The organism is Enterococcus sp. AZ196, assembly GCF_050498845.1.
In the GTDB taxonomy this organism is placed as follows: domain Bacteria; phylum Bacillota; class Bacilli; order Lactobacillales; family Enterococcaceae; genus Enterococcus_A; species Enterococcus_A murrayae.
The window spans coordinates 1,479,690-1,501,950 of the sequence record NZ_JBIPAM010000002.1 but is presented as its reverse complement, the minus strand read 5'-3'; the positions used below and the strand labels follow the sequence as shown (position 1 = coordinate 1,501,950).

The following is a 22,261-nucleotide window of genomic DNA, read 5'->3' as shown; positions in this document are numbered from 1 at the left end:
ACTTCACATAGAAATTTTACGATGAACCTGAAGGAAAATTCTGGAGAAAATGAAGAAGTTGCATGAACTGAAAAAAATTATCCCAAAAAAAGATAGGTGAATAGACGATAACACGACTTTTATGTTTTGAAGCGAATGAAGAACGAAAAGTGTTTGTTAATGAATGGGTGAAAAAAACTGGTGTTCAAGTAGATACTGTTCCTTACAAACTCACTTTGGAAACTGTAGATATGGTTCGAGGATATGATGGTGTTTCCATATCAGAAGCTGGGAAATTCGATTCTTCCATTTTTCCTCAACTAAGTAAATATGGAATTAAACACTTAGCGCAGAGAACATCTGGTTTTGAAGGGTTTGACTTGGAAGCTGCCAAGCGCAGTGGAATTATTATTACAAACGTTTCTAGCTACTCACCAGAATCTATCGCGGAGTTCACGCTTATGCTCGCACTCCAGCTAGTAAGAAGATCAAAGGATTTGGATCAACGTGTTAAAAGGTTTGATTTCAATTGGAGTCCAGAGGTAAGAGGGAAGGTAATGAAGGAACAAACAGTTGCTATTATAGGCGTTGGACGAATTGGTTATGAAGTGGCAAAATTGTTCAAGGCTTTTGGTTCGACCATCAACGGTTATGCTACGCACCGCAATAAAAATGCGAATGATCTATTTGAATACAAAGATTCAATTGAAGAAGCAATCCATAATGCAGATATAATAACTCTTCATATACCTGGAAAGGAAAAGAACCATCATTTATTTGATAAAAAAATGTTCAATAAGTTTAAACCAGGGGCTTGCTTGATTAATACTTCTCGTGGTTCATTAGTTAATACATCGGATCTAATTGAAGCATTAGATAGTGGGAGAGTTTCAGCAGCAGCTTTAGATGTTTATGAAAATGAAGCGGAATACATTCCTGGTAAACATGAAGAAATTTCAGATACTGTTTTCAAAGAATTACTAAACCATCCGAAAGTTACTTTTTATCCCCACTGCGCCTACTATACTGATGTTTCCATGCGAAATATGGTCCATTATGCGTTGGATTCGATTATAGAGGTTATTGAGACTGGCGATAGCTTTTCAAGAGTCAACTAGTCTATGATTTTAATAAAATTGACAAAATTAGTAAAGTAGTTGAATAGACAAGGCAGTAAAAAACATTAATAGAAATCTGTGACCCATTAAAACTATTAGATTTGAAACAGAGCTGATTTAGAAAGGAAATCTTCTAAATCAGCTCTGTTTTGCTGTTTTCTGTTCTAAATATTTCTCTACCCATGACAAATTTTTCCACTCCGATTGTTCGTAGCCGTTGCGCTCTTTCCATAGTAATATCGCCGTCCACCCAAAGCTCCTGTTTTGGAAATGATTGTCTGGTTTTGCTAATTTTTTCACTCATTTCTTCAATAAACATTTGACCTTGTCCATCGGGTTCACTGGTCATCAATAAAAGCATGGAGGTTCTTTTAATCAGGTAGGCATATTCTATTAAAGAAGTAGTTGGTAAAAAGGCTAGACCAACCTTGATATTGTTTTGCTGACAGTAAAAAATCAGTTCAGCGAGATTTTGGCAGGATTCGGCATGAATAAAAACAGTGCAAGGTAAGTAGTCAACAAGCAGTTTCACGTATTTTTCTGGTTGAGTCACCATTAGATGGATATTAAAGGACATTGGAGTTAAATAACGTAGTTCCTGAATAGTTGCAAGACCAAAAGTAATATTATTAACAAAATTGCCATCCTCAATGTCTAAATGAATTTCTTGAAAACCATTCGCTTCTACTTTTAATAGTTCTTTTGCTAAATAGAGTTGTTTCGCAGAAGCTAAGGATGGTATAATCCTGTTCCTCATCATTACAGTTCCCCCTTTCTCTTCCTACTATCTATGATAATAATTCAAGAAATATTTTTCAGTAGTCAATTTTTAGAGAAGATTTTCAAATTTCTGCTCATTGTACGATCCACACAGCTAAATTATGCTAGTAGTGTAATAAATAACCGAAAGGAGGTAAATCAATGAAAGCGAATCAGCGTTTATTAGAACTGATCTATTTTTTCGAAACGAATCCCAAAACGTCGATCAAAGATATTGAGTCGCAGTTAAATATTCCAGAAAGTGCCGTGCGTTATGAAATTGATAATCTGAACTATTATCTTAGAATGATGGAACTACCAGAAATTCAAAAGGAAAATAATGGTCAGCTTATTTCAACTGTAGTGAATTTTGAACCTGTAAATCAATTATTAGAAGAAATCTATAGGCCTGATTCGAAAAAAAGACGAGATTATTTAACGTTCAAGTTAGTACTCGCAGGAAAAATCAATATTCAAAAGGAATCGATATTTCTAGATGTAACTAGAAATACAGTCAAATCAGATTTGAGGAGTGTCATTCAAGTTCTCGAACGTGAACGAATATACGTAAAAGAACGGAAAATCATTGCTGGAAACGAATTGGAGATGCGCCGCTTTATTTTGAACCGTTATCGAGAAAATTATTTGGTTCTCTTCTCTGAAAAGGAGAAACGACTGATCTCTAATCCCATTGAACGAAGAATTCTTGAGGATCTTGAAGATATTGATTTTGGAAAAATGGCGGCTCAAATAAAAGAGTTAGCAAAAAACTATCCATTCACTAACTTTTATGAAACATTTTTGTTAAATGTACTAGTGACCATTCATCGTAATCATTATGGTCATTCAATTCAAGAAGTTCAAAACGTCTCTCAAATTCAAGCACTTGGGGAATATATAGCTATCAGGAAACTCATGCAGAGTATCGGAGGGAGTTATAATTTTTCTGAAAGAGAGATCGCCTATTTGACGGAAATTTTAGTCAGTTATAGTGAAGAGTCAATCAATCAGAGTTACCAGAAGAATCTTTTGTCTTTCAAATTATTTGTTTCCAAACTAGTGACTAGTGTTGGTAAGGAGCTTGGGATGGAATTAACAGAAGATCCTATTCTAATGGAAGGGCTTTATCAACACGTTAAAAGCACGATTTATCGAAAGAATAACTCCTATGAGATGGATAGTGAGATTTATCAACAAGCTATTGGGAACTATCAAAGCTTATTTTCGCTTTTAGAAAAAAATATTGAGTTTTATCAGAATGAACTTAATGTTCACTTTACAAAAGAAGACATTGCTTTGTTTGTGATTCATTTCTTAGGAGGGATAAGAAGATTTCAAGAAACACATCAGCCTAATTTAAGAGTTTTACTCGTATGTCATTCAGGCTATGGAACATCAGTCCTTTTAAAAAATCTGATCGAAAAAAATTATAACGTTGAGGTGATTGGAACTTCTTCCATCTATCAAATCAATGATTACCTTTCTCAAAACATTGATTTGATCGTGAGTACCTTATATTTTTCCTTTGAAATTAAAAAAACAGTAGAAGTTCCCATTCTGTTTATTTCGCCGTTCTTAACCTTTAATGATGATCAGAAGTTAAAAGAATTTGGAATTACTAGAAAACGGGAAAAAAATAAAATTTCTGTAAATAAATTATTGAAAGTGCTAGAGCGTCATACCACTATTTCTAATTCCTTAAGTTTGAAAAAGGACTTATTAGCTGCTTTTCCAGAGAATCTACAAGAGGAGCGAAAAGAATCTAGTCTGTTTGATGGCCTCAAAGATGAAGACATTACTTTCGTTCAAGAAATAGAGGATTGGCAAACGGGATTGTCCATGTGCTGCCAATCGCTGGAACAAAACCAAGTTGTGAAAAAGAGTTATTTGGAGGGAATATCTCAATCCGTTAATTTATATGGTGCCCATTTTGTTATTCGGAATCAAATTGCGATTCCTCACGGCAGTGAGAAAAGCGGAGTTTTAAAATCAGGTATCCATATTCTTTATGTGAAAAATCCAGTTATTTTTCCAAATGAATTACCAGTAAGACTGATATTCTTTATTGCTTCGAAAGAAAAAGAGCTATTAATAAATACAGTGATGACTATCAATGCTATTTCTCATGATAAAAAGTTTTATCAAAAATTAGACCACGCAATTGAAAAAGCAGAATCCTTATCTGATTTCTTCAAAGAGTGGCTCGATGGAGTGTGATAAGATGCTTAACCAAGATTTTGTTTATTTTGACGAAGAATACAAATCAGCCCGGGATTTACTCTCACAAATTGCCAAGGATTTGTATAAAAAAGGCTACGTTAAAGAAACGTATGAACAGTCTATTATTTCTAGAGAAGAGAAGTACCCTACAGGTTTGAAGTTAGCAGGCTTGAATATCGCAATCTGTCATACAGAACCTAAAGATGCTGTTAAAAATACCTTGTTTTTAGTAAAACCAGCTCAGCCCGTATTTTTTAAGAATGCTGAGACATTAGAAATACTGCCGGTGGATTTGGTCATTGGTTTGGTATTCAGTGATGGGAAAATCCATTTAAAGAATCTTTCTTTTTTAGCTCAGTTATTTACCAATCAACAATTCATTCAGGAAATTAAGCAGGCGGCTTCAAAGAGAGAACTGATAACGACCTTTTCTCATTTTGCGCAGATAGGAGGAGAGCAATGGAGCGATTGAAGCAGTTGATTATGGAATTATCCGATTTACCAGGAAATGTTGGTTACGAAGATCAAGTCATTCAGTATTTGCTAGACAGTTTAGGCGAGGAAAAGCAGGTTTCTCTCGATATATTAGGAAACTTGACCGTTCACTTAACGCCAAAAAACATAGGAAAACAAAGAGTTATGCTTTTTGGACATATGGATGAGGTTGGCATGATGGTCAATCATATCGACAAAAATGGATTTATCTACTGTGAGAAACTGGGTTCATTGAATCCTACTTGCCTTGCAGGTTTAAAGCTCGAGTTACATGGGGAGAAAGGATCAGTCAATGGGGTCGTGGGAGTAAAGTCTCATCATTTGGCAAAACAAAAAGAGGGAAAAATTCCAGAGAATGCTCGGGACTACTATTTGGATATTGGGGCTTTAAGTAGGGACGAAGTATTAGATGCAGGAATTGACATAGGATCTCCGGTCACTTTCAAGCCACAATTCTTGCAATTATATGGAAACTGCATCGCAAACAAGGCGATGGATGACCGTGCGTTGTTAGGAATTTTACTCTATTTGACTGAGAATTTAGCCATTGAGAAATTAGACGTAGACTTATATCTAGTATTTAGCGTTCAAGAGGAATTCAACACTCGCGGGATTATGCCGACTGTTAGAGAGATTCATCCAGATATTGTTATTGGTTTAGATGTTACTCCGGCAACTGACACACCGGATTTATCCGGATTATCGGAGATTAAGTTAGGAAAAGGTCCCGCATTAACTTTCATGAACCATCATAGTCGCGGCACATTAGCAGGCATTGTTCCAAATAAACGATTTTTGACCTATTTAGAAAGTATGGGAGAAAGAGCTGGTATACCGATTCAGAGAGAAGTAGCCACAGGGATTTTGACTGAGACAGCTTATATCGCCATTGAAAATAATCAAACTGTTGTAGCGAATATTTCATTGCCTACTCGATATACACATTCGCCTGTTGAAGTTATCCATTTGGAAGATGCACTAGGAATTTATCAATTGTTGGCAGAATTTCTACTTTCTTTAGATGGCACTCAAAAGTTTGGAAAAAATAGTGATTTTGAAAGGAATGATAATAAATGAAAAAAGTGATTGTAGCCTGTGGAACTGGTATGGCTACTTCTTCCATGATCGCGGAGAAAGTCAGACAGGTTCTAGAGGACAACGAGGTGGAGTACACGCTTTCTCAAGCACAATTAAGTGAGTTAGACATGTACAAAGAAGCAGATTTATTTGTAACGGCGATGCGGGTCGAAGAAGATTACGGAGTACCGATGGTTGTTGGCACGCCTTTCTTGGTAGGAATCGGGGAAGCTGAAGCAGCTGCGAAGATTATTGAAATTCTAAAAAATTGATTTGATAAGGAGGAAGATTGATGGAAGCAATACTCGATTATATTTTATCACTAGGCTCGACAGTATTTGTTCCAATTGTTCTGTTCATTATTGGTCTAATATTTGGTTTAGGTTTTTTCAAGTCTATCAAATCAGGAATTACTGTAGGTGTGGGATTTATTGGTTTCAATTTAGCAGTTGGACTTATTTCCAGTTTTTTGTCGCCAGCTGTCAATTTAATTGTGGAGCGTTTCGGATTTAATCTAACGGTCATTGACCTAGGGTCTGGTGCGGGGGCTGGAGTTGCTTTTTCAACAGTAGTCGGTGCGTTAATTATCCCAGCGGTTTTCATTTTAAACGTAATCCTTTTGGCTATTGGTGCCACTAAAACGATGAACATTGATATTTTTAATTATTCTCATTACGCCTTTACTGGAGCAGTCGTCCATACTGTGACAGGAAATTTGATTTTAGGGATGGGAGTAGCCTTAGTGCAAGCCACATGGTCACTATTATCTGCCGATTACACAGCAAAAAGAGTCCAAAATGAGTTAGGAGTTGAAAGTATTTCAATTCCTCAGGGCTATGCAGCAAGCAGTGTTCCGTTATTCGTGATTCTAGATAAGATTTACAGTAAAATTCCTTTTCTCCAAAACTCAACTTTGGATATTAAAGGCTTACAGAAAAAAGTCGGATTTATGGGAGATCCAGTGATAATCGGTGGAATATTGGGTATCATTTTAAGTTTATTGTCTGGTTATGGCTTTAAAGATGGTGCGAACCTTGTAATGGGTGTCTGCGGAATTATGGTACTGTTTCCGAGAATGATCAAAATTATCGTGGAAGGTCTGATGCCTCTATCGGAAGCCGCAAAGGGATTTTTTGCAAAGCATTTCTCTGGAAAAGAAGTGTACATCGGACTCGATTCCGCAGTTACCTTGGGACATCCTACTACTATGATTATTGGAACAATACTGATTCCTATTACGTTGATACTAGCAGCAATTTTACCAGGAAATCGTGTGTTGCCTTTAGCTGATTTAGCTTTTGCTGCGTTCTTTATCTGTATGGCGACTATTATCCATAAAGGAAATATCCTAAAAACCTTAATTAGTGGTGTCATTAATATGACAGGTATTTTATACATTGCAACTTGGATTTCACCTTATTTTACAAAACTAGCGGAAAAAGGCGGCGTGTCAGAATCCGGTGATAAGGTCAGTGCCTTATGGGCAGGGAATGTCTTTGATTTTGTTATCGCAAACATTGGATTTTTGGGTTATCTTGGCTTGGCCATTTTAATTATAGCAACTTGTTTTATAACGATTTTTGTAAAAAGGAATGCTTTAAAAGATTAAACATCAGGAGGGAACAACATGACTTGGTTAAAAGAAAAATTAGGTACAGAAAAGGCAATTATTGCAATGTGTCATTTCGATGCGTTGCCGGGGGATCCTCATTTTAATGAGGAAGGTGGTATGGAAAGAGTGATTGAGCATGCCAAAGCTGATTTTTTAGCGCTTCAAGAAGGCGGCGTTGACGCAGTAATGTTTTCTAATGAGTTTTCTTTACCTTATTTAACAGATGTTCGGACAGAGACAGTAGCCGCAATGGCACGAATCATTGGAGAGCTGAAACCATTAATTAATATACCATTTGGAGTAAATGTTTTATGGGATGCTAAAAAATCGTTAGACTTAGCAAAAGCCGTAGATGCTGTTTTTGTAAGAGAGATTTTTACTGGAGTATACGGGTCAGATTTTGGCTTATGGAACACAAATGTCGGAGAGACTGTTCGACATCAAAAACAAATTGGCGCTCAAAACGTGAAACTTCTATTTAATATCGTTCCGGAGGCTGCTACTTATCTTGGTGATCGTGACATTACAAGTGTTGCCAAATCAACTGTTTTCAATAATCGTCCAGATGCACTTTGTGTCTCAGGTTTGACAGCTGGAACAGAAACAGACGCTAATACTTTAAAGGTCGTCAAAGATGTTGTTCCCAATACTGTTGTTTTCGCTAACACTGGTGTCAGACTGAACAATGTTGAAGAACAATTAAAGATCGCTGATGGTGCTGTTGTGGGTACTACGTTTAAGAAAGATGGCGTCTTCGAAAATCATGTTGATCAGGCACGTGTGAAGGAATTTATGGACAAGGTCAAAGCGTTCCGCGAGCAATCTCATTCATGAGAAAACCAGCTGTGATTAATCGTTATAAATTTGTGATTGATTTTGATGGTACGATTTCAATTAATGATAGTACGACAATGCTGGCTGAAATGTATATTCCTGATCTACATCAGAAATATTTAAGGGAGATTCGAAATGGAAATATTTCTGTAAGGAAATATATAAAAGAACAATTAGAAGCAATTAGGATTACCAAAGAAGAGTACATTCGTACATTACGAAACGAGATGCAGATTGACTTGACCTTCAAAAATTTTCTGATAAAGAATTGGGATTTTATGATTGTAAGTGCGGGCACTCTACAAAATGTTTTTTACTCATTAGAAGCAAAAGGGATAGATATCTCACAAAAACAAATTATTTCAAATCAGTTGACTTTCAATGGTGAAGAATTGAAAGTGGAGGCACCGCGCCAATATGATGATCAGGAAAATGGTATTAATAAGGCTGAAGTCATCAGGAACTATCAGCGACAAGGATATCAAGTTGTTTTTATAGGTGACAGTATTTCAGATTTTGAAGGTGCTAAAGTTTCGGATATTGTGTATGCCAAAAAGAGCCAGAAATTAGCGAAGTACCTCAAAGCACAAAATATTCCTTTTATTGAGTATCAAAATTTTGACGAAATTGTTCGTCATTTTCAACGATATTTAGTTGGTATGAAGTAAATGATAGTTCTATAAAATCCAAGCAGCTTCTTTGGATTTTGTAGGACTATCTTTTTTGGGGGAATCTGTATTGAAGACATGCTTTGTTTGACTATGGGATATAAATAGAAGATCGTCTTTAAATGATGAGAGTGCTTATGATTTCAGCTAACTAGTTCGTAGATGTTTTTGAATAGCTTTTTGTTGAATCATTATACAAATATTTCTCTCCCTGGAGTTTATTTCTTCTTTAATAATTATAGTAAATAAAAAATAGCTACATTCTATATTGAAAACCCCTGTCACTTCAATTAAAATTTAATTATCATACGCTATTATGATAATTAAAAATGGAAAAGAGGGTACTCGTTTTGCTAGAATTTTTTAAACAGCTTTCGCTAATCAAGCGGATCGTCATAGGGATTATCATTGGGGGAATATTAGGTGTTTTTCTTCCTCAATGGAGCTTCATTGCGATCCTAGGCAGTTTGTTTGTTGGCGCGTTAAAAGGGATTGCGCCACTATTGGTATTTGTGTTGATCATGTCTTCGGTATCGAAACATCAAGCGGAAACGCAAACGTTCATTAAGCCAATCATTTCTTTGTACTTATTTACCACTTTATTAGCAGCAACTGTTGCTGTATTGGCTAGTTATATTTTCCCGCTAACTATTTCGTTACAAGAGGTTTCGGGTTCTCAAGAAGCGCCCAAAGCTCTGATCGATGTATTGACGACTATTTTGAATAATATTGTTCAAAATCCGTTACAGGCAATGATTGATGGTAATTATTTAGGGGTTCTATTTTGGTCCGCTTTAATTGGTTTTGCACTACGTACACGGAAAAATTCGGTAAAAGAAGTCATTGACGAATTCTCTCAAGCAATTACTGGGGTAGTCCAGTTAGTTATTGCGATGGCACCATTTGGTATCGCGGGTCTTGTTTTTGATTCGGTCGCATCAACTGGTTTGGCTGGTTTAGCGCAATACGGCCGTCTTTTGCTTCTATTAGTAGGTACAATGTTGGTTGTAGATTTGATTATTTATCCTTTAGTCGCTTTTGTGATCATTAGACAAAATCCATATCCGCTCGTTTGGTTCTGCTTAAAAGAAAGTGCGATTCCAGCATTTTTCACTCGAAGTTCTGCAGCCAATATCCCAATCAATATGATGTTGGCTAAACGCTTAGGCTTAACAAAAGAATCGTATTCTATTTCGTTACCACTAGGTGCAACCATTAATATGGGGGGAGCGGCGATTACTATCTCTATAATGACCTTAGCGACTGTTCAAACTTTAGGAATCGCTGTTCCTTTTAGTTTGACCTTAATGCTATGTGTATTGTCAGCCTTAGCTGCTTGTGGAGCTTCAGGAATTGCCGGTGGCTCGTTATTATTGATTCCATTAGCCTGCAGTCTCTTTGGGATTTCTAACGATATTGCTATGCAAGTTGTTGGTGTTGGCTTCATTATCGGGGTAGTTCAAGATTCTGTTGAGACAGCAGTGAACTCATCCAACGATTTATTTTTCACGGCTATTGGTGAATTTTCAGATCTGCGCAAACGTGGAGAAAAAATTAATCTAAAGGAACGCTTGGCAGAGAAATAAAGAACGTTGATTCAGTTCTCAAGAAATGAATGAATTAGGAGTGTACAGAAGATGTACACTCCTATTTTTTGTATGTTTTGAAAACCATAGGCTATGCCTATGGTTCCAGAGAGCTTCCAGCGTGGTATTAAAAAAGCCTCCCAAAATTGATAAACTGATGATGGTTTCCCGACCGCATCACAATCAAATTTAGGAGGTATCCTTATGATGAAGGATAAAGAAAGTTTAGCACACTCAAAATGGAGATGTAAGTATCATATTGTATTTGCACCAAAATATCGTAGACAAATCATTTATGGGAAATATAGAGAAAGTATCGGAGCAATCATCCGTAAGCTTTGCGAAAGAAAAGGGGTAGAAATTCATGAAGCAAATGCTTGTAAGGATCACGTTCATCTTCTTGTCAGCATTCCACCAAAGCTAAGTGTGGCTCAATTTATGGGATATTTAAAAGGAAAAAGCAGCTTAATGATATTCGATCGACATGCGGAGTTGAAATATCGATATGGGAATCGTAAATTTTGGTGTCGCGGATACTATGTGGATACGGTTGGTCGAAATAAGGAACAGATAGCAGAATACATTCGTAAACAACTCAAAGAAGATCATGTAGCGGACCAGTTAACGTTGTTTGAAGAAGTAGATCCATTTACAGGAGAAAAAAACAAGAAGAAATAAAGAGAGATTCTTTTAGAATCAGCGAGTAGATGTGGTGCGGGAGGAAGCCTTCAGATGGCCTTTCAGGCCAAGGCCGGTAATAGAGGCTTTCAGCCGAAGAGCAAACCACCCGTTTCACGGGTGGTTTTGATTCTATAATAGAGCAAGTTATTCACTTTTTTTATCTGGGCGCATAATTGGAAACAGTACAGAATCTCTTAGATTTTTTGTTCCAGTGATTACTTGAATTAATCGATCTATGCCCATACCCCAACCCGAAATCGGCGGCATACCGTGACGCATAGCAGTAAGGTAGTCAGTATCCATTACCATGGCTTCCTGATCCCCCTCTTTATTTAATTTTGCCTGTTGCTCAAGTCTTCGTTCTTGTTCAGTAGGATCAACAAGTTCAGAATAGCCATTAATAATTTCAGCACCGTTAATAATTAATTGAAAACGATCTGTGATTTGCGGATTTTCGTCATTTGCTCGAGCTAGTGGTGATAGCTCAATAGGATGCTCTGTTAAAAAGGTTGGTTGAATAATCTGTGGACGACTTACTTTTTTATAGAGCAAATCAATTAGGTTTCCTTTGCCCATTGAGTCTAAGTCATCCGTGCTATTGAGTTCAATGTTGTTTCTTTTAATTTCTTTCAATAAGCTTTTTGCTGTATCGAACTGATTTATGTCTATTCCACAATCTTTGATAAGCAGCTCTCGAAAGGTCACAATTGGCCATTCGCCATCAAATTCTATAAGACGTTCATTTATGGAAATCTGTGTTTTACCATAGACCTCTTTTATTACTGAAACGAGCATTTCTTGTAGAAACTTCATATTGTCTAAATAGTTATAATATGCGCAATAAGCCTCTAACATAGTAAAATCCTGCAAATGAGTAGCGTCCATCCCCTCATTGCGAAAACAACGGGCAAATTCAAATACTTTGGTAAACCCGCCTACAATGGCCCTTTTTAAATAAGTTTCAGGAGCTATACGCAAAAAAACATCAATATCTAAAGCATTATGGTGTGATACGAAAGGCTTAGCCAAAGCACCAGAAGGCTTATTGGTCAATACAGGTGTCTCAATTTCAATATATTGCTCATTCTCTAAATAGCGTCTAATCGCTTGAATGATTTTCGTTCGTAACAAGAAACGCTCCTTGGCTTCTTTATTCATGATTAAATCAAGATATCGTTGACGATAAATAATCTCAGAATTCTGCACCCCATGAAATTTTTCCGGTAGTGGAAGGTAGCTCTTGCCTAAAAAAGTATACTCTTTTACTCTTAACGTTTTTTCTCCTGTTTTAGTTGTAAAAATGGCGCCCTCTAATCCGATAAAATCACCAGTATCAATTATTTGATGAAAATGGTTGTAGCTTTCCTCGCCAACCTCATCTTTTTTGATAGCTGCTTGTACTTCACCATCAATGTCAGAGATACGGAAAAAAGTTAGTTTTCCTATTTTTCGAACAGCGGTTATTCTACCAGCAATCTTTACATCAGTTGTCCCGTCCTCTAGAGAGGCAACTTTACAAATCTTTTCATTAACTTCGTATCTGTCAGGATAAGGATTTTTTATCTCCTTTAGTTTTGCTATTCTCACTTCTTCTAATGACAAATTATCCATATTGATTCCTCCTTAAAATAAAAAAAGCCTTCATCCATAAAAGGACGAAAGCTTTTGTTTCGTGGTACCATCTTTTTTCATCTATACCTCTCGGTACAAATCTCTGCAAGTACGGGTAAATTACCGATACTCTGATGCTATAATGGGCATTCCCATCGCAGCCTCAATACTTAAAAGTATAATCGGTGCGCCGCTCCGAGTCTTTTCAGTAAGCTTATTTTGTACCTTCTTTCAGCAACCGAAGGCTCTCTGTAACAAAAGTTGAAGCAAACATTCTCTCTTCATAGCGTTTCATTTCTTTTAAGTATGTTCACATGAAGTCAGTAAAAAGTCAACCGCTCAAAAAAAGATATTTATCTGTGAAGCTATGAAACAAGAGCTAAAGAGATATTGATTGCCCGTGGTAATCAACGACATAAGGAGATTTGAAATACCTATAAGAAATCTTTTCCTGCTGTTTTTGAAGAGGAAATTGAGAAACGAGGAGACTTGTTTGCGCTATTAAAAAACTTTTAAATGTTTTTATAAAATACTTTTTAAGGGTAAATAAAAGTATTTTCTGTAGAAGATTAGGGCACGATAGGGAGGAGGCATCGTCGATTATCAATGATTATCTATGCCGGCCATTCGTTTTGCGTGTAAGAATTTCTAATTGCCTGAGGATCTATAAAAAATCATCCTTGATTGACGAGGAGAGATAAGAAAAAATCAATGATCAACTTAGTAGATCGTTGTATCTTTTCAAAAGCTGTTGATAGTGAGCATACAGCAATGTAAAGCGATTATTACTTTTTTCATCCCAAGGCTTTGGCTTGCCGCAATAATGCAGAACAACGGTATTTTTGGCTACCCAGTGAGAGTTCTGTTTGCCGAGGCTTTTTGTGAGGTAGACATTAGATTTTCTAGTATCGTAATTCCATATTTCTTCGGGGATCTCTTTGATATATTTTCCATAAAGGAAGTTTAGAATGTCTTGATCAGGAAGTAATAGGTAATCGCCGAATTCATGAATCGTCTTGAAAATATCTTCTAGCTGGACGATTTCACGAACTTTTTCCATATCCATAAGCATCACGCCAGAGTTATAGTAGCCATGATCCGTACCCAAACGAATATTATTGAAGCCTTCTGTCAAGTTAGTTAACCCAGCATGAGTCGCTGCTCCTAGCATGTTTCCATTCAAATCAAAATCCCATAAGGAGCTTAATGGATTAATGATTAAGGTGTCAGGGTCCAAATACACTACCTTTTTGACGGTATTTGGCAATAATTTACCGCTGGCTAGACGAAAATACATTTCTTTTGGATAACGCTCTACAGTAGGGGCATTAGAGAATAATTCCATAGGGACCTTAATTTCATGGAACGTCATTTTCCATTGGGCCAATAGACGATTAAGCTGTTGTAGTTTACTATCAGGTATCCGCTCATGTATCAACCAAATAGTAAAGTCTTGAGCTGGATTATTAACGTGTAGTGAGGTAAGCATGACATGCAGCGGCTCCAAGTAATTTTCATCTAAAGTAATTAAGATATCTATCGTTTCAGCCATCGTGCAGCTTCCTTTCCAAAATATAGATTATTTTTGGGGAAATAAAAAAGGAATGTTTTCCTCTATGACAATAGTCAAGTGGCGAAACCGACTACTTAGGAGGTACATTCCCTACGAACAAATTTACCATAGAAACAAGGCTCGCTCTAGCCTAAAAAAAAGATTTGAATAAAACTTTATGTTTTTGTCTTGAACCAATTTTTTATATGAATAAATAGGTCAGAGTGAACGCTCGTGTATTGTTGGAATAATTGCTCCAAACGATACACGAGCTTTTTAAATTGCTGGGTTGGTCCCTCTAGTTATTTAAATACGACATCCAAAATTTTCAAGGAATAAACCATCAGATGGAAGTTTCTAATTTTGTCATGAATAATCGAATCCTCCATAATCGTGTAAAAAGCTTCTTTCAGCTCATCGATGTTTAAAGAGTCGGTTTTTCTACGTATTTTTTTGAAGAATAGCTCCATCTTAGCGTTAAGAATAGTGAAAATTTGCGCTTTTAATGGCATAAAGTGATTCAAGTCGATCCCATGATTCATTTGAAAGAGCAGCTTCATTCTTTTCTGCTGCTCCACAGAACTCGTCATTTCAATCAGGTTATCAGTTAAACGGGTCAAATCTTCTTTTGACTCAATCGAAGGAATGATCGCTTCTAGTTCAGTAATAAACGTGTGATTAGCCGAGTGTAGTAAATCGACCTGGTTCTTGTAGTGCTGATAGAATCTTTTTTTACTAACCTTGGACGCTGCAAGCAGCTCATTCAAAGAAATTGCCAAGTAGTTCTTGTCCTCAATCAGTTTTTTTGCTCCATGCATCAATTGATTTTGTAAGTTGTTTTTTATTGTATTTGCGGATACTGTAAATTGCATTGTTTTTATCACTCCGATCCTTTGTTAAGTGGTTCCAATATCACTGCTACCTGAGAAGAATTTTCAATATTTCTCTTTTTTGAAAGCCGATAACCATCATTGACGATCACTGAGAACTCGCCTTTTTCTTTTAAAACCAATTTCATTAGCTTTGAAATATAGTTTTGTTTAAGATTCCCGTTAATGATCAGCTTTCCTTTGGCTTGCTTTAAATACTCTTTGATCTTTTTGATAGAAAAATGACTATTTTTGTGGAACTCTTTAAAGGTAAGAAAGTGTTTTATATTTTTGGGTTTACTGCCTAATAAGATATCTGTTTCGACAATAGGCTGTTTTGCTAAGTTTTGACGTTGAGCAATGTATTTTCGAATTTTATTGATCATAGTGAAGGCACCTCTTTCTTTTTATTAGACAAAGGAAATTTCATCATGCAGCTTTTTTTCAGCGTTTAATAGGGATATTCCCAATTATTGGCTGCGTAATCCTCTAGTGTTTTCAGTACACCATCGCTATTGTTTGATGGAATGATTTTATCAGCGAGTTGTCGGATACTAGGATCAGCATTTCCCGGAACAAAGGATCTGCCTGCATACGTCAACATTTCCTCATCATTTCGGTCATTTCCAAAAGCAATCATTTGAGAAGGGCGGATAGCATATTTGTTTCCTAGCCTTTCTAAACCGGTCGCTTTATTTATGTCAGGCGAAAGAATATCCAAAGTTCCATGTCCAGCTGCTTTAACACAAATATTCCCGCCAAAATTTTTTTCGATCACTTTTGTCATATAGACTTTACTGTCACTAGGAAGCAAACAGGTGATTTTAAAAAACTGATCCTTAGGTAGTTGTTTGATGTTTTCCATGACTTTTAAATTAACAAAAAACCGTTTTGCTAAAGAGAGAACTTTTTCGTTTTTAGAATCTGTATAGGCAAAGCGCTTTCCAGAAAGCAAGATCTCGATCCTGGGTATTCGTTTAAGTAAGGCTAAGATCTGAGCGATTTTGGATGTGGGGATCGAACTAGCGACCAGCTCCTCCTGTTCTGCTAAAACATGCGCGCCATTTTCCGCTATGATTGAAATGTGGTCATTGAATGAAAACTGCGAGCGGAGCCTCGAGTGCTGGTTCCCACTTGCGGCAACAAATTTGACGCCATTCTCCTCCATTTTTTCAAAGATTTTACGAAAGCGCGTGTTATCGTAGGTCAGATCGTCTCTTAAAAAGGTGCCATCCATATCTGCGGCAATAAGTTTGATCATTTTGTTTCCTCCATTCATGAGTTTATTCGCTATAGGAGTTATTTTTTTGATTGTTCCAATAGACGACAAACGTATAGTAAAATGATATAAAATAGTTATAAGCTATCCCTTAAAGGGAAGGTCAAGGAGGATAAGATGGATCATAAGGATTTGTTAACAATTGGAAAGCTCGCTGAACTCTCAGGGGTTCATGTCAAAGCGTTGAGATACTATGATCGTATCGGAATATTGCCGCCAGCTTGGGTGAGTGAAGAGAATGGGTATCGCTATTATTCTCAAGAACATATCTATTTAGTTGAAATCATCAAGCTTTGTGCAGAAATAAGTATTCCGTTAAAGGACTTAAAGGAGTATTTATCCGAAGATGGATCGATCGAAAATATCTCCGAGCTTGCGGATGTCGGTATTGAGATGTTGAAAAAAAGAGTGAAGGAATTTCAGGAAGGTTTAGGCTTTCTGGAGGAGTTGAAAAAAGAGATTCAACGTTCGTCAGATATGAAAGAAAATAATCAGGCTACGCTGATTGAATTTGATGCCACTGATTATTGGTTAGAGCCATTCGATGGTCGAATAGATGACATTGCTTATCATACTTTATTGGCAAAGGTATTTAAGAAGTTAGAAAAGCTGGGCCTACAAACCAAATATGAAATGGGTACTGCTCTTATATGTGAAGAAGATACGTATCGTTCTTATATTTTTATCGCACTAGAGGACGAGGAAAAGAATTCAACATTTGATTCTGTCATTCGTGTGCCAGCGACTTCTTATTTAGCAAAAATAACCGCTGAGACAAGGTTAACTTCAGCAAATGAGGTTTTCCCAGAGCTCTTTAAAAAAGAACATCCCAAAATCATATTCGAGCTGGAACTGATAACCGTTCAAATGAATCGAAGCCTGCCGAGATACGAAATGAGATGTTCATTGCCCGCAAAATAAAAAAAGTTCTTATGACGTTTTGTTGGAAAACGCTGTAAGAACTTTTTTGTATTTTATAGGTTGTGTCTGATTTGAGATTATGAGCTTGCTGGATTAAAAGCTAGTTCAATTGCTTCTAACCTATTTGTTAAAGTGAATAATTGATAAAAGAGAAGGGCGGCGAAAACGTGCCGCCCTGGGTATTTTTGCGATTAGAATAGAATCGTCTCGGTAGTTTCTACCAGCATAGCTGTCTCTACCGTATCGAAGAGATCTTCTCCTTCTTTAGAGAATAGCTTCAATGGACCGATTCGTTCTAATAGACCTTTGATTTGCCCGGGTGTTTTGCTCGTATCTGGATTAGCGAAGCTCCATGTTTGTTTCTTTCCTGCACTGCTTCTGAAAATGGCGACTAGTTTTAACATATCATTTCCTCCGATTTCTTTTTTATGATGTTAGTTGGTGTAACGTGTTTGGCTGGTTAGGACAACACTATCAAGCTCGCTGCCGTCAGGTGATAGAAGAGTCATGATTTCGCCTAACTCTAAGATGGCACTTTCTTCTGGAGCGTCCACGACATTTTGAAAGTTGATGTTTTGCAATTTTTCCTCATTTGGCGCATTGACCTGTACCTTTAATTTGTTTCCAATTCGTTGAATCATTTTCATTCCTCCAAGTTGAATTTTTTATAGTTCCGGCCGGTGAGGTAAGAATACCGCAAAACGAAAAAAACGCCTCCTGCCAATTTCGTGAAAAGTGGGTCAATTTCGGAGGGCGATACCTATTTATTTGACAGAAATGTTGATTTAATAGGTTTTCTAAAAATTCTAAATCGCCAAGACCTCCGTAAAAGGCCCTTAAATCCAGTTATACGAGCTTGACAAAATTATTTGTTTGTGAAAGGGCTTTATTTGTGTTTAAGAGGCTGGTAAATCAGTTTTTGTAGACAAAAAGACTCGTCTGTAGAAACATAGGCGAGTCAAAAATTTATTTATAAAAAGCTTGCATTATGTGATAGGCATGCAGTCACAGATCGGAAAGGTCACTGACACACATTAAAATTTTTGAGAGGAATTATTCTTGAGGGCTTCTCATTTTTACTTCAGCCGCTAACTGCGTCAGCTTTTCGCTATCTAGAATTAGATAGTTTTTTTTTTCTTTTATGATGTAGCCTTTTTCCACAAAATGTGCGAACACGTAAAGCAGGTGTCGATAGGAGACACCTAGGTATTCAGCGACCTGAGTGTGTTTTTCGCGATAGATGCCTTCGTTTTGTGTCAATAAAATGAAGGAAGCTAAACGCTGCGAAAGAGGATAGCCTTGATTTTTTGTTGATGCTTTAATGTTTCGATAGTTTTTATGAGCAAAGTAAATACATAATTTTTGTAAAAAAAGTGTGTCGGACAGCAGCCGCTTTTGGCAATCCTTTTGTGCCAAAGCAAGGCACCAGCAATCATCGATCGCCTGTACACTAAAAGCTGTTTGATTTTCATCTACCAATTCCATCTCGCCGATAAAGCAGGGCGGTGAAAAGAAATCGATCAGTGCCAATTTACCATTAGCCAAGGTGTCATACAGCTTGGCTTTACCTTTGACTAAATAAAACAAATGCGTTGGCGGTTGATTTTCTTTGACGATATAGCTGTTGGCTGGAAAGAAAAATAGTTGAGTATCTAAGCTGACATCAAAGGAAAATTGATTCAAAAAGCCCGAAGAGCGGATAAATTGCTGCTTTAATTGCTCATTGTGCAATTTCTTCATTTTTCTGTCTCCTTGTATGAGATTTCTCATATTTGTGATAGGAAGGAACTCGCTATAATGCAAATAAATAAAGGAAATAAATTTGTAGGAGGCGTTAAAATGGAAAAGCGAAAAATTATTCTCGACTGTGATCCAGGGCACGATGATGCGATTACAATGTTGATGGCGGCAGTCCATCCGAAAATTGATCTATTAGGAATTACTATTGTAGCAGGAAATCAAACGTTGGACAAGACGGTGGTAAATGGGTTGAATGTCTGCCAATTATTGGATATCGATGCGAAGGTCTATGCGGGGATGCCAAAACCACTAGTACGAGAACAAGTAGTGGCAGACAATGTTCATGGTGAATCTGGTTTAGACGGACCAGTCTTTGGCCCGCTTCATCGTCAGGTAGAAAAAACACATGCGATTAAATACATCATTGATACTCTGTTGGAAAGCGATGGGGATATTACGCTGGTGCCAGTTGGTCCACTAACCAATATCGCGGTTGCTATGCGGACAGAGCCAAGGATCGTTCCTAAGATCAAGGAAATTGTTTTGATGGGTGGCGCTTATGGAACAGGCAATTTCACACCTTCAGCTGAGTTCAATATTTTTGCCGATCCAGAGGCGGCACAAGTCGTCTTTACCTCTGGTGCTCCGATTGTCATGATGGGATTGGATTTGACGAATCAAACACTTTGTACGATGGAGGTTATTGAACGGATGGAAGCAGTTGGAAATGCTGCTGGTAAATTATTCGGAGATATTATGCGGTTTACACTGAAAAGCCAATTCGAGTGCTTTGGGTTGGAGGCAGGCCCTGTACACGATGCGACATGCGTGGCCTATCTGATTCATCCAGAAGCCTTTGAAACGCAAGACATGTTTGTAGAAATCGATACGAATCAAGGACCTTGCTACGGGAGAACGGTCTGTGATGAATTGAATGTCTTGAAGCAAGCACCAAATGCGAAGGTTGGTAAAAAGATCGATACCGATTATTTCTGGGATTTGGTAGAGGAATGTATCAAGAAGTATTCAGACGTATATGTTGGTGCAAAATAACGAACCATGAGAGAAGCAATTGAATAAAATAAATGAATTGTTTCTCTTCTATATTATGTAAGCGGTTTATCTAGGAGGATTTGAAAATGAAAGTTGTAGTAGTTGGGAGCATTAATTTAGATCTGGTTGTTCAAGCAGATCGCTTTCCGAAAGTTGGCGAAACAATGTTTGGGACAGACAGTAAGATGCTGCCCGGAGGAAAAGGTGCCAATCAAGCTGTTGCGGCAGCGCGACTGGGTGCAGAGGTTACCATGGTCGGGTGTGTCGGAAACGATGCTTATGGTGAGATTGTATTGAAAAATTTTCAAGAGAATCAGGTCGATGTCTCTTGTGTAAAAAAAGTGGCAGAGCCTACCGGAGTGGCTTATATAACGATCGCGGAAAACGATAATTCAATCATTCTGGTACAAGGAGCTAATGCCTGTGTGGATCGTTCACTGATCGATGCCTCTAAAGCTCAGATTTTAGCAGCGGACATCGTCATCACTCAATGTGAGATTCCACTGAATACAATCGAATATTTGATTGATCTGTGTGCTGAAAATGACGTATGCCTGGTGCTGAATCCAGCACCAGCACCGGAGATTGATCCAGCGCACTTAGTCAAGGTGGCTTTTTTAACCCCGAATGAAATTGAGATCAATCAGCTTTTTGAACAGGAGGCGGAGTCGGTATTACAGAAGTATCCGAATCAAATCATTATGACTTATGGCGCAAATGGGGTTCGCTATCATGATGGAGAAAAAATCGTAGAGATTTCCAGCTATCAAGTTCCAGTGGTGGATACGACAGGCGCTGGTGACACTTTTAATGCAGCATTTGCAGTGGCTTTTGGACAGAAACAGGATCTGGCAGCGGCCATCGACTTTGCGAACCTAGCAGCTAGTAAGACAGTTCAAGGATTAGGAGCACAAAGCGCTATGCCGAGAATCGAAGAGCTGGTTTAGCAAGGAGAAGCTTTGAGATATCGATTTTGCTTTTTGCAGCTATCGGTCAAAGAAATCCTATGTTTAGACAATTGATAGATGTGATGAGCATCTAACTTATTATTCTTTTGAAAAACAATGCATGAAAACGAACTAGGAGGAATACAAAATGAAAAAAACAAAATTATTTTCTTTGGGTCTTGTGGCAATGGCGGCGTTAGTGGCGTTTAGTGGTTGTGGTGGTGGAAACAAAAGCGGTGCTTCTGATAAAGGAAGCTCAGATCATAGTGTCGTGATGGTGACCGATGTCAGCGGAGTAGATGATAAATCCTTCAATCAATCGGCATGGGAAGGTCTGCAAAAATGGGGGAAGGAAAATAAATTCAAACGAGGAATCGGCGGCTATGACTATATTCAATCCAATGAGATCGCTCAATTTGCCTCGAACATCGATACTGCTGTGTCGAATAATTTCAAGACGGTGTTTGGGATTGGGTATTTACTGGCGGATTCGATTGAAGCAGCGGCCGGACAAAACCCGGATACCAATTTCGTCATTATCGATACTGTAATTGAGGGTAAGGATAACGTTGTATCTGCGACCTTCCGTGACAATGAAGTGGGTTACATTGCGGGTGTCTCTGCCGGCTACACGACCAAAACCAACAAAGTCGGCTTCATCGGCGGCGAAGAAGGCAAGGTAATTGATCGTTATGAAGCAGGGTTTGTTAAAGGAGTCAAAGATACAGCGAAGAAGCTGAACAAGGAAATCTCGGTAGATGTGAAATATGCAGCATCCTTTGGCGATCCGGCAAAAGGGAAGGCCTTAGCAGCAAATATTTATCAAAACGGTGCGGATATCATTTATCAAGCGGCTGGCGGAACTGGCGCCGGTGTTTTCTCAGAAGCAAAGGCCTTGAATTCAGAAAAAAATGAAGCAGATAAAGTTTGGGTATTAGGCGTGGATCGCGATCAACAGGACGAAGGTGAGTACAAATCAAAAGATGGAAAAGAAAGCAATTTCTGTCTTGCTTCAACGATTAAATCTGTTGGTGTGGTGGTTCAAGATATCTCTACTCGTGCATTAGAAGATAAGTTCCCTGGCGGCAAACACCTGTCCTTTGGTTTGAAGGATGGCGGTGTAGAAATGACCGACGGCTATCTAAGCGATGAAGCAAAAGCGGCAGTGAAGGAAGCGAAGGAGCAAGTGATTTCTGGCGATATCAAGGTTCCTGAAACACCTGAGGATTAGTAATAGACAGGTCCCCTCTGGATTGTTCA

General features: G+C 37.8%; 23 protein-coding genes. 14 read left to right on the top strand and 9 right to left on the bottom strand.

Translation table 11 applies throughout. The features are described 5' to 3' along the window. The first annotated feature begins 107 nt into the window (after positions 1-107). Positions 108-1,097, top strand: a complete 990-nt coding sequence (locus IGI67_RS24920; protein WP_347401786.1) for a D-2-hydroxyacid dehydrogenase — start codon at positions 108-110, stop codon at positions 1,095-1,097. Between the two features lie 133 nt (positions 1,098-1,230). Here IGI67_RS24920 and IGI67_RS24915 read toward each other — a convergent pair whose 3' ends face one another. Continuing rightward, positions 1,231-1,857, bottom strand: coding sequence for a ribulose phosphate epimerase (locus IGI67_RS24915; RefSeq protein ID WP_429959752.1), 627 nt, complete (start codon positions 1,855-1,857; stop codon positions 1,231-1,233). Between the two features lie 161 nt (positions 1,858-2,018). Between IGI67_RS24915 and IGI67_RS24910 the strand changes: the two genes are divergently transcribed. The 9 genes from IGI67_RS24910 (at position 2,019) to tnpA (ending at position 11,026) form a co-directional block, all read left to right on the top strand. Next, on the top strand, positions 2,019-4,073 hold the full coding sequence (locus IGI67_RS24910) for a PTS sugar transporter subunit IIA (protein ID WP_429959751.1): 2,055 nt from the start codon (positions 2,019-2,021) through the stop codon (positions 4,071-4,073). A gap of 4 nt (positions 4,074-4,077) precedes the next feature. After that, positions 4,078-4,548, top strand: coding sequence for a PTS sugar transporter subunit IIA (locus IGI67_RS24905; protein WP_207107631.1), 471 nt, complete (start codon positions 4,078-4,080; stop codon positions 4,546-4,548). After that, complete coding sequence (locus IGI67_RS24900; RefSeq protein WP_429959750.1) at positions 4,536-5,648, top strand: M42 family metallopeptidase; 1,113 nt, start codon at positions 4,536-4,538, stop codon at positions 5,646-5,648. Before IGI67_RS24905 ends, IGI67_RS24900 begins: the two co-directional genes overlap by 13 nt. Further along, positions 5,645-5,920 (top strand): PTS sugar transporter subunit IIB, encoded by a 276-nt coding sequence (locus IGI67_RS24895; RefSeq protein ID WP_429959749.1) that lies wholly within the window; start codon positions 5,645-5,647, stop codon positions 5,918-5,920. Before IGI67_RS24900 ends, IGI67_RS24895 begins: the two co-directional genes overlap by 4 nt. Positions 5,921-5,940: 20 nt before the next feature. Continuing rightward, the gene (locus tag IGI67_RS24890) at positions 5,941-7,257 is read left to right on the top strand and encodes a PTS galactitol transporter subunit IIC (RefSeq protein ID WP_429959748.1); all 1,317 of its coding nucleotides are present in this window, start codon (positions 5,941-5,943) and stop codon (positions 7,255-7,257) included. A gap of 18 nt (positions 7,258-7,275) precedes the next feature. Beyond that, complete coding sequence (locus IGI67_RS24885) at positions 7,276-8,094, top strand: BtpA/SgcQ family protein (RefSeq protein WP_429959747.1); 819 nt, start codon at positions 7,276-7,278, stop codon at positions 8,092-8,094. Then, the gene (locus IGI67_RS24880; protein WP_429959746.1) at positions 8,091-8,762 is read left to right on the top strand and encodes an HAD-IB family phosphatase; all 672 of its coding nucleotides are present in this window, start codon (positions 8,091-8,093) and stop codon (positions 8,760-8,762) included. The genes IGI67_RS24885 and IGI67_RS24880 overlap by 4 nt, the downstream gene beginning before the upstream one ends. Positions 8,763-9,112: 350 nt before the next feature. Then, complete coding sequence (gene sstT / locus IGI67_RS24875) at positions 9,113-10,348, top strand: serine/threonine transporter SstT (RefSeq protein ID WP_429959745.1); 1,236 nt, start codon at positions 9,113-9,115, stop codon at positions 10,346-10,348. Between the two features lie 204 nt (positions 10,349-10,552). After that, positions 10,553-11,026: an IS200/IS605 family transposase gene (gene tnpA / locus IGI67_RS24870; protein ID WP_429956784.1), complete on the top strand. Its 474-nt coding sequence runs from the start codon at positions 10,553-10,555 to the stop codon at positions 11,024-11,026. A 147-nt stretch (positions 11,027-11,173) separates the two neighbouring features. Here the strand turns inward: tnpA and lysS are convergent, their stop codons facing one another. The 5 genes from lysS to IGI67_RS24845 all read right to left on the bottom strand — a co-directional run bounded on the left by lysS (position 11,174) and on the right by IGI67_RS24845 (position 16,322). Beyond that, on the bottom strand, positions 11,174-12,640 hold the full coding sequence (lysS, locus tag IGI67_RS24865; RefSeq protein ID WP_429959744.1) for a lysine--tRNA ligase: 1,467 nt from the start codon (positions 12,638-12,640) through the stop codon (positions 11,174-11,176). A gap of 715 nt (positions 12,641-13,355) precedes the next feature. After that, positions 13,356-14,192 carry a glycosyltransferase family 8 protein gene (locus IGI67_RS24860; protein ID WP_429959743.1) on the bottom strand — a complete coding sequence of 279 codons (837 nt, stop codon included), beginning with the start codon at positions 14,190-14,192 and terminating at the stop codon, positions 13,356-13,358. A gap of 302 nt (positions 14,193-14,494) precedes the next feature. Next, positions 14,495-15,064, bottom strand: coding sequence for a TetR/AcrR family transcriptional regulator (locus IGI67_RS24855; protein ID WP_429959742.1), 570 nt, complete (start codon positions 15,062-15,064; stop codon positions 14,495-14,497). A gap of 8 nt (positions 15,065-15,072) precedes the next feature. Next, a complete protein-coding gene (locus IGI67_RS24850) occupies positions 15,073-15,447 on the bottom strand; it encodes a hypothetical protein (protein ID WP_429959741.1) in 375 nt (124 codons plus the stop codon). A 65-nt stretch (positions 15,448-15,512) separates the two neighbouring features. Then, entirely contained in the window at positions 15,513-16,322 is an 810-nt protein-coding gene (locus IGI67_RS24845) for a Cof-type HAD-IIB family hydrolase (protein WP_429959740.1), read from the bottom strand. A 135-nt stretch (positions 16,323-16,457) separates the two neighbouring features. Between IGI67_RS24845 and IGI67_RS24840 the strand changes: the two genes are divergently transcribed. Next, positions 16,458-17,261 carry a MerR family transcriptional regulator gene (locus tag IGI67_RS24840; RefSeq protein WP_429959739.1) on the top strand — a complete coding sequence of 268 codons (804 nt, stop codon included), beginning with the start codon at positions 16,458-16,460 and terminating at the stop codon, positions 17,259-17,261. Positions 17,262-17,452: 191 nt separating this feature from the next. Here IGI67_RS24840 and IGI67_RS24835 read toward each other — a convergent pair whose 3' ends face one another. The 3 genes from IGI67_RS24835 to yeiL all read right to left on the bottom strand — a co-directional run bounded on the left by IGI67_RS24835 (position 17,453) and on the right by yeiL (position 19,001). Beyond that, complete coding sequence (locus IGI67_RS24835) at positions 17,453-17,665, bottom strand: DUF2922 family protein (RefSeq protein ID WP_429959738.1); 213 nt, start codon at positions 17,663-17,665, stop codon at positions 17,453-17,455. Positions 17,666-17,695: 30 nt separating this feature from the next. After that, positions 17,696-17,902: a hypothetical protein gene (locus IGI67_RS24830; protein WP_429959737.1), complete on the bottom strand. Its 207-nt coding sequence runs from the start codon at positions 17,900-17,902 to the stop codon at positions 17,696-17,698. 412 nt (positions 17,903-18,314) lie between these two features. Further along, positions 18,315-19,001 carry a transcriptional regulator YeiL gene (yeiL, locus tag IGI67_RS24825; RefSeq protein WP_429959736.1) on the bottom strand — a complete coding sequence of 229 codons (687 nt, stop codon included), beginning with the start codon at positions 18,999-19,001 and terminating at the stop codon, positions 18,315-18,317. Positions 19,002-19,100: 99 nt separating this feature from the next. Between yeiL and rihB the strand changes: the two genes are divergently transcribed. The 3 genes from rihB (at position 19,101) to IGI67_RS24810 (ending at position 22,232) form a co-directional block, all read left to right on the top strand. After that, positions 19,101-20,054, top strand: coding sequence for a ribosylpyrimidine nucleosidase (gene rihB, locus IGI67_RS24820; RefSeq protein ID WP_429959735.1), 954 nt, complete (start codon positions 19,101-19,103; stop codon positions 20,052-20,054). Positions 20,055-20,140: 86 nt separating this feature from the next. Beyond that, on the top strand, positions 20,141-21,001 hold the full coding sequence (gene rbsK / locus IGI67_RS24815) for a ribokinase (protein WP_429959734.1): 861 nt from the start codon (positions 20,141-20,143) through the stop codon (positions 20,999-21,001). Between the two features lie 148 nt (positions 21,002-21,149). Further along, positions 21,150-22,232, top strand: a complete 1,083-nt coding sequence (locus tag IGI67_RS24810; protein ID WP_429959733.1) for a BMP family lipoprotein — start codon at positions 21,150-21,152, stop codon at positions 22,230-22,232. The last annotated feature ends 29 nt before the right edge of the window (positions 22,233-22,261 follow it).

What these genes read in the sequence shown, in the direction of transcription:
- IGI67_RS24915 (WP_429959752.1), bottom strand. Translation starts at nt 1,857, where the DNA reads ATGATGAGGAACAGGATTATACCATCCTTAGCTTCTGCGAAACAACTC.
- IGI67_RS24910 (WP_429959751.1), top strand. Translation starts at nt 2,019, where the DNA reads ATGAAAGCGAATCAGCGTTTATTAGAACTGATCTATTTTTTCGAAACG.
- IGI67_RS24905 (WP_207107631.1), top strand. Translation starts at nt 4,078, where the DNA reads ATGCTTAACCAAGATTTTGTTTATTTTGACGAAGAATACAAATCAGCC.
- IGI67_RS24900 (WP_429959750.1), top strand. Translation starts at nt 4,536, where the DNA reads ATGGAGCGATTGAAGCAGTTGATTATGGAATTATCCGATTTACCAGGA.
- IGI67_RS24895 (WP_429959749.1), top strand. Translation starts at nt 5,645, where the DNA reads ATGAAAAAAGTGATTGTAGCCTGTGGAACTGGTATGGCTACTTCTTCC.
- IGI67_RS24890 (WP_429959748.1), top strand. Translation starts at nt 5,941, where the DNA reads ATGGAAGCAATACTCGATTATATTTTATCACTAGGCTCGACAGTATTT.
- IGI67_RS24885 (WP_429959747.1), top strand. Translation starts at nt 7,276, where the DNA reads ATGACTTGGTTAAAAGAAAAATTAGGTACAGAAAAGGCAATTATTGCA.
- IGI67_RS24880 (WP_429959746.1), top strand. Translation starts at nt 8,091, where the DNA reads ATGAGAAAACCAGCTGTGATTAATCGTTATAAATTTGTGATTGATTTT.
- tnpA (WP_429956784.1), top strand. Translation starts at nt 10,553, where the DNA reads ATGATGAAGGATAAAGAAAGTTTAGCACACTCAAAATGGAGATGTAAG.
- lysS (WP_429959744.1), bottom strand. Translation starts at nt 12,640, where the DNA reads ATGGATAATTTGTCATTAGAAGAAGTGAGAATAGCAAAACTAAAGGAG.
- IGI67_RS24860 (WP_429959743.1), bottom strand. Translation starts at nt 14,192, where the DNA reads ATGGCTGAAACGATAGATATCTTAATTACTTTAGATGAAAATTACTTG.
- IGI67_RS24855 (WP_429959742.1), bottom strand. Translation starts at nt 15,064, where the DNA reads ATGCAATTTACAGTATCCGCAAATACAATAAAAAACAACTTACAAAAT.
- IGI67_RS24850 (WP_429959741.1), bottom strand. Translation starts at nt 15,447, where the DNA reads ATGATCAATAAAATTCGAAAATACATTGCTCAACGTCAAAACTTAGCA.
- IGI67_RS24845 (WP_429959740.1), bottom strand. Translation starts at nt 16,322, where the DNA reads ATGATCAAACTTATTGCCGCAGATATGGATGGCACCTTTTTAAGAGAC.
- IGI67_RS24840 (WP_429959739.1), top strand. Translation starts at nt 16,458, where the DNA reads ATGGATCATAAGGATTTGTTAACAATTGGAAAGCTCGCTGAACTCTCA.
- IGI67_RS24835 (WP_429959738.1), bottom strand. Translation starts at nt 17,665, where the DNA reads ATGTTAAAACTAGTCGCCATTTTCAGAAGCAGTGCAGGAAAGAAACAA.
- IGI67_RS24830 (WP_429959737.1), bottom strand. Translation starts at nt 17,902, where the DNA reads ATGATTCAACGAATTGGAAACAAATTAAAGGTACAGGTCAATGCGCCA.
- yeiL (WP_429959736.1), bottom strand. Translation starts at nt 19,001, where the DNA reads ATGAAGAAATTGCACAATGAGCAATTAAAGCAGCAATTTATCCGCTCT.
- rihB (WP_429959735.1), top strand. Translation starts at nt 19,101, where the DNA reads ATGGAAAAGCGAAAAATTATTCTCGACTGTGATCCAGGGCACGATGAT.
- rbsK (WP_429959734.1), top strand. Translation starts at nt 20,141, where the DNA reads ATGAAAGTTGTAGTAGTTGGGAGCATTAATTTAGATCTGGTTGTTCAA.
- IGI67_RS24810 (WP_429959733.1), top strand. Translation starts at nt 21,150, where the DNA reads ATGAAAAAAACAAAATTATTTTCTTTGGGTCTTGTGGCAATGGCGGCG.